Here is an 11,845-nt window from a genome sequence, read left to right as displayed (position 1 = left end):
GAGGGCAATTCGTCTTTCACAGGCGTTTCTTGCCAGCGGGGGTGGCGGGGCGCAACCCTCGCTCTGCGTTGAAGCCCGCTGCACGGCGAGGCAAAAGAGTGGAAAATGGTGTCGTCAACCATCGCGGAGAGGAGCCCCATGCCCAAGGTCATCGTTTTCGGCAGCATGAACATGGACCTCTCCATCGACGTACCGCGCGTGCCGGCCGCCGGAGAGACGCTGGCGGGCTCTGGATTCATCACGGCGGCAGGCGGAAAGGGCGCCAACCAGGCCGTGGCGGCCGCGCGTCTTGGCGCGGACGTGCGCATGGTCGCGGCCGTGGGTGCGGACGGCTTCGGCGACGAGCTGACGGCCGGACTTGCGGCGGCGGGGGCGGACGTCTCGCTCGTTCGTCACGTCGCGGACGAGACGACGGGCGTCGCCGTCATTCTCCGCACGGCGGGCGAGAACCGCATCGTGCTGCACGCAGGGGCCAACCACGTGCTCGGCGCGGACGACGTGGTCTCTGACCTGCGGCGCATTGGCGAGAAGGACGACATTCTCGTCACGCAGGGAGAGTGCGATCCCGCGGCGACGGAGGCCGTCCTGCGCTCGGCGCATGAGCTGGGGCTCTATACAATCTTCAACCCCGCGCCGGCGCGCCCCGTGCCAGACGACCTATGGCCCTGCGTCGACCTCGTCTGCCTCAACGAGACGGAGTGCCAGATCATGTGCGGCGTTCTGCCCGTCGACGATGCCACCTGCCTGGCAGACGCGCGCCGCCTGCGCGAGGCGGGCGTCGGCGCGGTCGCGATCACACTCGGGGCGGCCGGGTCGTTCGGGCTCGACGCCGGCGGCCCCGTGCACGTTCCCGCAGCGCCGACGACCGTCGTGGACACCACGGGCGCGGGGGACACCTTCATCGGCGCGCTTGCGGCCGGGAGGGCACGGTCCTTCTCGCTTGCCGAGTCCATGGGCTGGGGCGCCCGCGCCGCGGCCCTTGCCGTGAGCCGGCTGGGCGCCCAGCCCTCAATACCCACCGCGGACGAAGTGGAGGCCGCTCGATGAGCGAGCGCAAGAAGCTGATACTCGACCTCGACACCGGCATCGACGACGCCCTGGCGCTCGCCTACGCGCTCGGGAGCCCCGAGGTCGAGCTCGTGGGCATCATCGCGAGCTACGGCAACGTGACCATGCGCCGGGCGGAGAGGAATGCTCGCGCGGTGCTCGAGGTCCTCGGTCACCCCGAGGTGCCCGTCTTTCGCGGGGCCGAGCGCGCGCTCGCGGCGGAGGGGGAGTTTGCCCCCTCGGAGGCCGTCCTCCGCATCCACGGCAGCAACGGTCTTGGCGAGCAGGACTTCTGCGCCGCCGCGGGCGGGTGGTGCTACTCGGCGCCGCGGGATGGGATGGCGTTTCTCGCTCGCGCCGTGGACGAGTACGGGGACGATCTGCTCTATGTGCCGACGGGGCCTCTTACCAACCTCGCCACGGCGCTCGTGCACGAGCCGCGCCTGGCGCGCTCCCTCCCGTGCGTGACGTTCATGGGAGGTGCCCTGGCGGTGCCCGGCAACGTTACCCCCTGTGCGGAAGCGAACATCCACAACGACCCCGAGGCCGCCGACGTGGTGCTGAGCCTCGGCCTGCGACTGCGCATGATTGGCCTCGACGTGACGCACCAGGCCGTCCTGACGCGCGACGACACGGCGTCCTGGCGCGAGCTCGGCACGGCGGCTGGGCGGCTCTACGCGGACATGACCGATCACTACATCGGCACCTACGAGCAGAACAACCCCCACATGGGCGGGTGTGCCCTGCACGACCCGCTTGCGGTGGCAGCGGCGATTGACCCCTCGCTCGTGGAGTGCCTCCGGACGAATCTGCGCGTGGACCTCTCCGGCGCGACGCGCGGTCGCACCGTCTGCGACCCCGACCGGCTCAGGGATGCCGAGAAGAACCACGAGGCAGCCCTCGTCGTCGACGCGTCGCGCTTTTTGAGGCTCTTCCGCGAGCGCGTGGGACGCGCGCTCGCGTCGTGACAGTCAGGGCCATGCCACTGGCGTCAGGTTTATTTGGCACGCGTGGCTTGCGTGCCAAATAAACCTGACGCCAGTGGCATGGCCCGTCCCCTTTGCACGCCTGACGCCAGTGGCATGGCCCGTCCCCTTTGCACGCCTGACGCCAGTGGCATGGCCCGTCCCCTTTGCGCGCCTGAGGCCGACCTACTGGTTCTCGGGCGGGCGGAGCTTGGTGAGGGCGGTGTAGTCGACCTCGGCCGAGCTCGGCTTCATGGGGCCGGGGGCGTACCAGTCGAGCGCGCAGTCAATCCAGGCGTTCCAGAACGGCCACTCGTGCGCGCCTATCTCCGGCTCCCAGTAGGTGACGTCAAAGTTGGCATCACGCAGCAGGTGAACGAGGTCGCGGTTGTTCTGGCAGAGGTTGTCGTGCAGGCCGCACGCGGCGTAGAAGCGCGGCTTGGGCAGCTCGGGGTCTTGCCGGAACTTGTCGATGAGCGCCACGTAGTCCTTGTCAGACCCGATCACGGTGTCGAGGTCGCCGAAGAAGCGCTCGTAGTACTTGCGCTTGCGCGGGGAGTGCGAGTCCACGGCCTCGAGCACGCGGTCGCGCATGAACGCGCCGGAGAGGATGACGATGTTGCCAAACCGGTCGGGGCGCAGCAGGCCGTTGATGAGCGCGGTGTAGGCGCCGATTGAGATGCCTGCGAGCGCGGTGTCCTCGCGCTTGGTGGAGAGCGGGAAGAGACGGCGCGTAAAGTCCACCAGCTCCTCGCTGATGAACTTGCCGTGCCACTCGTTTATCTCGGGCTTGTTGAGATAAAGCCCGTCCTCGCCCGAGGGGAGGATGAGGGCGACGTCGCGCGCCTCGGCCGTCTCGACCACGTGCGTGCGGTCAATCCAGTCGACGTCCTGTCCGAAGAGCCCGTGCAGCAGATACATTGTCCGGTACGGCCCGCGACGCTTCTTCGCGAGCTTGTCGCCGTCCATCTTGTCGGCGGGAATCACCGCCGTGAGCACGACGTTGCGCTGAAGATAGTGAGAGTAGAAGTCGACTCTGAGCAGTGCCATCCCGAGTCCCTCCCTGCGCGGTCGGATTAGACGGAGTCCCGGCTCCGCCGCATGACGCTAGAGGAGCCAGTCGAGCGCCTGCGGCAGGGCTGCGTTCCAGAAGTCCCAGTCGTGGCCGCCCGCCATCTCATGATACGTGACCTCAAGACCGGTGTCGCGCATGCGACCTGCCAGCATCCGGTTAGCTTCGGCGAGCGGGTCCTGGTTGCCGCAGGACATGTAGATGCGCGGGCGGGGACGGTCGCAGTAGACGAGGTCCGCCGCCAGGCGCGCCGGGTCCTTGTCGCTTCCGCGCACCTCGTCGAGCTTGCCGAAGGTGTGCTCGAGGAAGGGGCGGGACAGGAAGAAGAGATCGTCGGAGATGATCTGGTCGAAGCCGTCGATGATCATGGCAGAGGAGAGGGCCACGATGGAGCCGAAGGTCTCGCAGTACCTGAGGCCGTTGCGCAGGGCGCCGTACGCGCCCATCGAGATGCCGCCGATGAAGGTGTCCTCGCGGCGGTCGGAGAGCGGGAACATCCGGCGTGCCACCTCGACGAGCTCCTGACCCACGAAGCGGCCGTAGTAGTCGTGCGTCTCGGGCTGATCCAGGTAGAACGCGTTGTACCCAGAGGGCATGACCACGGCGATGCCGTGGCTCTCCGCCCAGTGGTGGATGCGCGTCTCGGAGATCCAGTCGGCGTGGTTGCCGGAGATGCCATGCAGCAAGAAGAGCGTCTTGAAAGGCGCCTTCTTGGGCGGGTAGGGCATGCGCTTCCACGCGCCGTCCTGGGCCTCGACGGTCTTCTCGGCATGGCGCAGGTTCGAGTTGACGGCATAGGCGGCGCCCTGGTCGTCAAAGGGCAGGATGACCTCGAGCGTGGTGGTGCGCATGAGGCTCGAGGAGAAGTAGTCGACACTGATGAGGGCCATGGGGGCCTCCTTGTTGCGGGTTAGTGGAACCACGCAAGTATAGCGTGCCGACGGCCGTGTGGGCGGTGCAGGGGGGGGCGTGCGAAGGGGACAGCGTGCAAAGGGGACAGGCACTTTTGCACGGTTCCGTGCAAAAGTGCCTGTCCCCTTTGCACGCTGTCCCCTTCGCACGCCGCCTGTCCCCCTTGCACGCGACTGCGGTGGTCACACCCGCTGGCGGACGGCGGTGTCGCGGAAGCAGAAGTGGTCCGGGCGGTGGCGGGACTGCGTCCACTCGATGAGGACGCCCTGCGCGTCGAAGGTCTGGCTCGCAACCACCGCCAGATAGTCGATGCCGTCGAGGTCAAGGAGCTCACGGTCCTTCTCGCCCGCCCGCTCCACGGTGATGGTGCGCTTGCTCATGGCGATGGTGATTCCCAGGGTCCCCTCGATGTGGTCGTAGATCGACCGGCGCGCCACCTCAACGGTGATGCCGGGGACCGAGGACGTGCGGAAGAGGCTGTGGTCGAGGATGAGCGCCTCGCCGCCGATGCGTCGCACGCGGATTACGTAGGTGAGCTCGTCCCCCTGGGCAAAGCCGGTCAGGCGCGCCAGCCGCCCGTCCGCGATGACCTGCTCCACGCGCGCCACCTCCGTCCGCGTGTCAAGATGGGCCCGCTCGCCCGCCTCGCGGAACGACTCGATGGCGCCCACCGTGAACGAGGTGCGCTCCTGCGGCTGGTAGACCACGCGCACGCCCTTGCCGTGAACGGGCTGGACGTAGCCCTGCTCGCGAAGCAGCCCCAGGGCTCGCCGCAGCGTGTTGTGGGAGCAGTCGAATGCGGCCGTGAGCTCGGCCTCCGAGGGGAGGAACGACTGGAAGGGGTAGTCGCCACGCTCGATGCTGTCGCGAATCTCGCGGAAGATGACGTCATAGCGCGCCTTCATGGTACCTCCTTCATATCCTGTATGAATCTTATTCAAATGAGGTATTTCCGCAAAATACTGCCGTTTGCGGATGATTATCTACCATTCACCGCTGATAACCAACTTATTCAAATAAGTAGTGCCACGCTCATGATGAACTTATTCAAATAAGTTTACGCGCCCGGGAGGGCGCGGAGGGAGCGGGCCGGTTATGGTTACCAGGAGGAGGTAGCTGATGGGAAAGTACACGGAGGACGCCGCGAGGCTCCTCGACCTCGTTGGCGGCAAGGGGAACATCTCCGCCGTAACGCACTGCATGACGCGCATGCGCTTCGTGCTGGTGGACCCGGGCAAGGCCGACGTCGAGGCCATTGAGGGGCTGCCCAGCGCAAAGGGCACCTTCACGCAGGCGGGGCAGTTCCAGGTCATCATCGGCAACGACGTCGCGGACTTCTACCGGGAGTTCACGTCCGTGAGCGGCATCGAGGGCGTCTCAAAGGAGGCAGCCAAGGAGGCGGCGGGCGCCAACCAGAACCCGCTGCAGCGCGCGATGGGCATCCTGGGGGAGATCTTCGCCCCGATCATCCCCGCCCTCATCTGCGGCGGCCTCATCCTCGGCTTTCGCAACATCATCGGCGAGGTCAACTTCTTCACCGACGCGGGCGCCTTCGACCTCCAGCACGGCACCAAGTCCATCGCCGACACGTGGACGTTCTGGAACGGCATGTACGGCTTCCTCTGGGTCATCGGCGAGGCCGTCTTCCACATGCTGCCCGTGGGCATCTGCTGGTCGGTCACGCGCAAGATGGGCACCACGCAGATCCTCGGCATCGTCCTGGGCCTGACGCTCGTCTCGCCGCAGCTGCTCAACGGCTTCTCCGCGGCAACCGCCACCGCCGAGGACATCGCGGCGCACACCTATGACTTCGGCTTCTACTCGTTCTTGGGCACCGGCTATCAGGGGCAGGTCATCGCCTCGCTCATGGCCGCCTTCGTGCTGGTGTGGCTCGAGAAGTTCTTCACCAGGGTCACGCCCGAGGTAGTGCGCATGATCGTGGTGCCGTTCATGTCCCTCGTGCCGGCCGTGTTCATCGCGCACCTGGTCGTGGGCCCCATCGGCTGGGCCATCGGAAACGCGATCGCCGACGTGGTCAACTGGGGCCTCTCATCTGACGTCCGCGTGCTCTTCGCCGCGCTCTTCGGCGCCGTCTACGCACCGCTCGTGATGACGGGCCTGCACCACATGACCAACGCCATCGACACCCAGCTCGTGAACCAGCTCGGCTACACCACCCTCTGGCCCATGATCGCGCTCTCCAACATCGCGCAGGGCTCCGCGGTCCTGGCCATGACGGTGCTCCAGCGCAAGAACGAGCGCGCCGAGCAGGTCAACATCCCCGCCTGCATCTCGTGCTACCTCGGCGTCACCGAGCCCGCGCTCTTTGGCGTGAACCTCAAGTACAAGTTCCCGCTGGTCTGCGGCATGATCGGCTCCGCCTGCGCGGCCATGGTCTGCACCGGCTTCGGCGTCCAGGCCCTCTCCATCGGCGTCGGTGGCCTGCCGGGCATCCTCTCGATCGTCTTCGCCTACTGGGGCGTCTTCGCGGCCTGCATGCTCATCGCGATCGTCGTGCCGTTCGTGCTGACGTGCTTCGTGGGAATGCGCCAGCTTGGCGAGAAGGACCGTGGGCTCGCGGCTGCCGCGGCTCCCGTCGAGGGCGCCGCCGCGTCCGTCGCGGCGCCGGATGCCCCCGCCCCTTCCGCGGAGGTGCGCGACCGCGTTCTTCTCGCCCCGCTCTCCGGCTCCGTGGCGCCCATCACCGAGATGCCCGACCCGGTCTTCTCCAGCAGGGCCATGGGCGACGGGCTGGCCATCGAGCCCGCCGCCGGGGCGGACACCGTCGTCGCGCCCGCCGACGCCACCGTCGCCGCCACGATGCCCGGCTCCAACCACGCGATTGGTCTCGTGCTCGACGACGGCATGGAGCTTCTCGTCCACGTGGGCGTGGACACCGTCGAGATGGGAGGGGACGGCTTTGCCTGCCTCGTCGAGCAGGGGCAGCGCGTGAGCGCCGGCCAGCCGCTCATGACCTTCTCGACCGAGAAGATCCGCGCGGCCGGGCACCCCACCGCCGTCGCCTTCGTGGTGACGGGCGAGGGCTCCGCAACCGGCCTCGCGCTGCTCGACGGCATGGACGCCGAGGCCGGCCTCACGACCGTCGCCACCTACCGCGCCTGACGGGGGCGTCCCCGCTCAGGACCTACGTTGAGAGGAGGCTGCCGGATGGCAGCGATCGAGAAGGACTTCCGCAGGAGCGTGGTCTACCAGATCTACGTTAAGAGCTTCTGTGACAGCGACGGCGACGGCGTGGGTGACCTGCCTGGCATTACGGGCAAGCTCGACTACCTGGCTCGGCTGGGCGTGGACTACCTGTGGCTGACGCCGTTCTACCCCTCGCCCCAGCGTGACGGCGGCTACGACATCTCGGACTATCGCGCCGTCGACCCCGCGTACGGAACGATGGACGACTTTGACGAGCTCGTCGCGCGGGCCCACGAGCGCGGGATCGGCATCATGCTCGACATGGTGCTCTGCCACACCTCCTGCGAGCACGAGTGGTTCCAGCGCGCCCTCGCCGGCGACGAGCGGTACCGGACGTACTACATCCTGCGTGACGGCCGGGGCTCCTCCGGCCCCGGCGACCCCGGGCAGCCCCCCACCAACTGGGACTGCGCCTTTGGCGGCAGCGCCTGGAAGTGGGAGCCGCGTCTCGGCGCGTGGTACCTCCACCTGCACGACGTGAGCCAGCCCGACCTCGACTGGACCAATCCCGAGGTGCGCGAGGCATGCGCCGACGTGGTGCGCTTCTGGAAGGGGCGCGGCGTGGACGGGTTCCGCTTCGACGTGGTGAACCTCATCTCCAAGCCGGAGGTCTTCGAGGACGACCTCTCTGGCCAGGGGCGGAGCCTCTTCGCGGACGGGCCTCACGTGCATGAGTACCTGCGCGAGCTCGTGGCGCGTGCGGGAATCGACGGCATGGTGACCGTGGGAGAGATGGCCTCGACCGACCTCGCCAACTGCGTGCGCTACACGCGGCCGGAGGACCACGAGCTTTCCATGAGCTTCAGCTTCCACCATCTCAAGGTCGACTATGCCGGCGGCAGGAAGTGGGAGCTCACCGAGCCCGACGTCGGGCAGCTGCGCTCAATCTTCCGCGAGTGGCAGGAGGGCATGCAGGCCGGAGGCGGCTGGAACGCGCTCTTCTGGGACAACCATGACCAGCCGCGCGCGGTGACGCGCTTCGGCGGGCACACGGGCGTGGGAGAGCGCGGGAGCGGCTGGGAGCGCGTGGGGAAGATGCTCGCCGTCTGCGACTTCCTCATGAAGGGGACGCCCTATGTCTACCAGGGAGACGAGCTCGGCATGGTCAACCCCGGCTACGACTCCATCGAGGAGTTCCGCGACGTGGAGAGCCTCAACCACTACCAGATCATGCTCGAGATGGGGAAGAGCCCCGCAGAGGCGCTGCGCGTGGTGAACGAGCGCTCGCGCGACAACGGTCGCACGCCGATGCAGTGGAGCGCCGCCCCGGGCGCGGGCTTCACCTCGGGTGAGCCGTGGATCGGGATTCCGGCGTCGGCAGGGCTCGTGAACGCCGAGGCCGAGGTGGGAGTCGAGGGGTCGATGTTCGAGTTCTACCGCTCGCTGGTGGCGTTGCGGCACGCGTCCGACGTGGTCGCGACGGGGGAGGTGCGCTTCCTCGATGCCGGGGAGGCGGCGCCCAAGGTGATCGCGTACGATCGCGCGCTTGGCGACGAGCGGCTGGTGGTGGCGTGCTCCTTCGATGACGCGCCGTGCCGGATAGCGGGCCTGGGGGTCGAGAAGTACGAGGTTCTTCTCGGCAACTATGACGACGCGCCTGCGCCCGGCGTGCTGCGCCCCTACGAGGCCGTTGTCTGGCGCAGCTAAATCGTGTAGGCGCGCGAGGCGTGCAAAGGCGTGCAAAGGGGACAGGCACTTTCGCACGGCACACCGTGCGAAAGTGCCTGTCCCCTTTGCACGCCCCTGCCAGGTCGCGCTTATCGCTGGTCCTCGAGGAAGCGGATGAGGTCGCGATAGCGGTTCTCGCTCAGGCAGCGGCGGGGGACGTAGACGTAGCGCCCGTGACCGAAGCTTGCGAGGAGGCACTCGTCGGTGGCGCTCACCCACTTGAGGTCAGAGAGCGGGTAGGTTGCCGAGCTGCCGAGGTTGGTCTGCACGTGGACCGCATCGTCACAGACGACCACGTGCCTGCGCTCGTTGGGGCCCTCGAGTGCGAGGCTGCCCCCGCGCGCGAGGCGCAGCTGGATGGTATTCCAGTTGGCCCATACGTAGAGCAGGGCAAACGCGATCACGGCCAGCACGATGAGCAGGACGTTGTTGTCCCGGAAGTTCCAGGCGCAGAACACGAGGACCAGCAGGGACGCAAGGTTGACGAAGGTCAGGCACTGCTTGGTGCGCGGGTGGATGCGCTCGGCCGCGCGCGCCAGGACGAGCTCGTTGTAGTCGTACGTCATGGAGGCGCGGACGTTCTCAAAGGCGTCGTCGTTGAACTCGCTCTGCTCGCTCCGGCGCCGAACGGCGGACTTTTTGGCCATGCTCACTCCTTTGGGTCGGTGCACCCGATACATCCTATCGCGGCTGTGGAGACCTTGTCGGCGAGATGTGCTTCGTCGGTGAATATGACCGTTCGCCGCAATGTCGCCTTGGTGACGCTACGTATTGGGAATGATATACGCCGTGCAGGGAGCGACGGCACGACGGATTGACGTCCGTGTTGACGCACTGTGTGAGCGTAATTGCTAGGCAGCTGCCAAAAGTGGGGGCCCGGGGCGCGTACAATGCGCCGACGGGCCCTCGTCCATATGTGCCACTGGCGTCAGGCGTGCAAAGGGGACGGGCCGTGCCACTGGCGTCAGGTTTATTTGGCACACGCGGTTTGCGTGCCAAATAAACCTGACGCCAGTGGCACGGCCCGTCCCCTTTGCACGCCTGACGCCAGTGGCGCGGCCCCGGTGGGCCTACTCTACGATCAGGTCCTCCATCTCGAAGGTGAGGCAGTTCACGTAGCCGCGGTTCGTGAGGCGCAGCTCCGGCACGCACGCGAGCGACATCACGCCCATCGTCATGAAGGGCGATGGCATCGTGCAGCCCATCTGCTCCCAGGCCCTTCTCGCTCCCGCGACCTTCTCGGCCACGACCTCAACGCGCTCCGTGCTCATGAGGCCGCACACGGGCAGCTCCACGAGGGCGAGCACCTTGCCGTCGGCAACGGCGACCTCGCCGCCCCCGCACCCCACGAGCGTGCGCGCCGCGAGCGCCATGTCCTCGTCGTTGTCGCCCATCACGAGCAGGTTGTGGGCGTCGTGGGAGACGGTCTGCGCGAGCGCGCCGTGAATGCCGAAGCCCGTGACGAAGCCCTGGGAGTGCGTGCCCGCCTCGCCGTGATGGCGGTCGAAGACGCAAACCTTGAGGACGTCATGATCGGGGTCGGCGAGCAGCGCGCCGTCGCGCACGGGCACCTCTACGACGATGTCGCGCGTGAGGGTGTCGCCGGGCTCGATGCCCATGGCGCGCACGCGCGCGGTGCCATCCGGGCGGCCGCCGGCATCAAATCGGAACGCCTCGGGCGTGGGAACAAAGCCGAGGCTCATGGTGTGCGTCATGAAGTCGGGCCACTCGTAGGGGGCGGGCGAGAAGAGCGCGTGCCCGTCCTCGGCCACCAGCTCGCCGTCGATGAACACCTTGCGCGCGCGGAAGCTCTCGAGGTCGTCGAGAAGAACGATGTCGGCGCACTTGCCCGGCGTGACGGATCCCATGTCGTGCGCGAGCCCGAAGTACTGCGCGCAGTTGATGGTGGCCATCTGGAGGGCGGTGACCGGGTCGAGCCCGAGCTCGACGGCCGTGCGCAGGATGCGGTCCATGTGGCCCTCGTCCACGAGGGTGTGCGGGTGGTTGTCGTCGGAGCAGAGCAGGCACAGGCGCGTGTCAACGCCGCTTGCCACGAGCTGCGGGAGATAGCCGGGCAGGTTGAGCCAGGCCGAGCCCTGGCGCAGCTGCACGTACATGCCCAGGCGGAGCTTCGCGAGCACCTCGTCAAAGCTGCCGGACTCGTGGCAGGAGGAGACGCCGGCGGCGACATAGGCGTTGAGGCCGCGGTCTCGGTCGGGGGAGGGGAAATGCCCGGTGACCACGTGGTCCGCCTTGAGCGTCTCGCGCATCTCGTCGATCGCGTTCTTCTCGCCAGCGAGGATGCCGGGGAAGTTCATCATCTCGCCGAGGGCGACGACGTTGTCCCACGTCATGCTGTCCGCGATGTCCGCCGCAGTGACCTCGGCGCCGGTGTCCTCCACGCCCGTTACGGCCGGCACGCAGGACGGAGGGGTCATCATGGCCTTGAGCGGCGTTCGGCGGGCGTCCTCGAACATCGCGCGGACGCCTTCCATGCCGGCAACGTTTCCGACCTCGTGCGGATCGCAGAAGATGCCGGTGGTCCCGTGCGGGACGACGGCGCGCGCGTACTCGGCCGGACCGATCATGGCGCTCTCGATGTGGATGTGGCTGTCCATGAGGCCGGGTGCGGCGTAGAGGCCGCTTGCGTCCACGACCTGCGTGTCGGGTCCGATGCAGTGCTCGGCCGTGTGCTCGCCGAGGCCGAGGTAGGCCACGCGTCCGCACGCGACGGCGATGTCGGCGTCCGGCAGGATCTCGTGCGTGGTCACGCTCACGAGGTTGGCGTGGCGAATCACCAGGTCCGCTGGCTGGGTGCCCTGCGCCACTCGCACGAGCTCGTCGTTGCACTCCCAGAGCGGGACCTTGCAGAAGTTGTTGCGCATGGGGCCTCCTTGCGATCGGTTGTGACAAGGGTAGCGCGCCGTCGCGCGCGGGCAGCGTGCCATCGGCGGGCGGTTATGGGTTTTGGTAC

9 protein-coding genes are annotated in these 11,845 nt (G+C 67.5%); 4 read left to right on the top strand and 5 right to left on the bottom strand.

Translation table 11 applies throughout. From position 1 onward, the window contains the following. Positions 1-138 precede the first annotated feature (138 nt). Entirely contained in the window at positions 139-1,047 is a 909-nt protein-coding gene (locus E0L17_RS07765) for a ribokinase (protein WP_167930690.1), read from the top strand. After that, on the top strand, positions 1,044-2,015 hold the full coding sequence (locus tag E0L17_RS07760; RefSeq protein ID WP_167930689.1) for a nucleoside hydrolase: 972 nt from the start codon (positions 1,044-1,046) through the stop codon (positions 2,013-2,015). The genes E0L17_RS07765 and E0L17_RS07760 overlap by 4 nt, the downstream gene beginning before the upstream one ends. Before the next feature lie 183 nt (positions 2,016-2,198). On the opposite strand, the gene E0L17_RS07755 is transcribed toward E0L17_RS07760, so the two are convergent. The 3 genes from E0L17_RS07755 to E0L17_RS07745 all read right to left on the bottom strand — a co-directional run bounded on the left by E0L17_RS07755 (position 2,199) and on the right by E0L17_RS07745 (position 4,901). After that, entirely contained in the window at positions 2,199-3,062 is an 864-nt protein-coding gene (locus E0L17_RS07755) for an alpha/beta hydrolase (RefSeq protein ID WP_075279161.1), read from the bottom strand. A gap of 57 nt (positions 3,063-3,119) precedes the next feature. Continuing rightward, on the bottom strand, positions 3,120-3,974 hold the full coding sequence (locus tag E0L17_RS07750; protein ID WP_167930688.1) for an alpha/beta hydrolase: 855 nt from the start codon (positions 3,972-3,974) through the stop codon (positions 3,120-3,122). A 204-nt stretch (positions 3,975-4,178) separates the two neighbouring features. Then, on the bottom strand, positions 4,179-4,901 hold the full coding sequence (locus tag E0L17_RS07745) for a UTRA domain-containing protein (RefSeq protein ID WP_167930687.1): 723 nt from the start codon (positions 4,899-4,901) through the stop codon (positions 4,179-4,181). A 214-nt stretch (positions 4,902-5,115) separates the two neighbouring features. Here E0L17_RS07745 and treP point away from each other — a divergent pair, with 214 nt between their 5' ends. Further along, positions 5,116-7,119 (top strand): PTS system trehalose-specific EIIBC component, encoded by a 2,004-nt coding sequence (gene treP / locus E0L17_RS07740; protein ID WP_167930686.1) that lies wholly within the window; start codon positions 5,116-5,118, stop codon positions 7,117-7,119. Positions 7,120-7,164: 45 nt separating this feature from the next. Beyond that, a complete protein-coding gene (locus E0L17_RS07735; RefSeq protein WP_167930685.1) occupies positions 7,165-8,850 on the top strand; it encodes an alpha,alpha-phosphotrehalase in 1,686 nt (561 codons plus the stop codon). Positions 8,851-8,960: 110 nt separating this feature from the next. On the opposite strand, the gene E0L17_RS07730 is transcribed toward E0L17_RS07735, so the two are convergent. Both E0L17_RS07730 and ade read right to left on the bottom strand, forming a co-directional pair. Next, positions 8,961-9,518, bottom strand: a complete 558-nt coding sequence (locus E0L17_RS07730; RefSeq protein WP_167930684.1) for a YcxB family protein — start codon at positions 9,516-9,518, stop codon at positions 8,961-8,963. Between the two features lie 423 nt (positions 9,519-9,941). Then, on the bottom strand, positions 9,942-11,756 hold the full coding sequence (gene ade / locus E0L17_RS07725; protein ID WP_167930683.1) for an adenine deaminase: 1,815 nt from the start codon (positions 11,754-11,756) through the stop codon (positions 9,942-9,944). Positions 11,757-11,845 lie beyond the last annotated feature (89 nt).

The organism is Olsenella sp. SW781 (genome assembly GCF_012027725.1).
Lineage (GTDB): Bacteria > Actinomycetota > Coriobacteriia > Coriobacteriales > Atopobiaceae > Thermophilibacter.
Note: the sequence above shows the minus strand (reverse complement) of the source record. Positions and strands in the feature narration are given on the sequence as shown.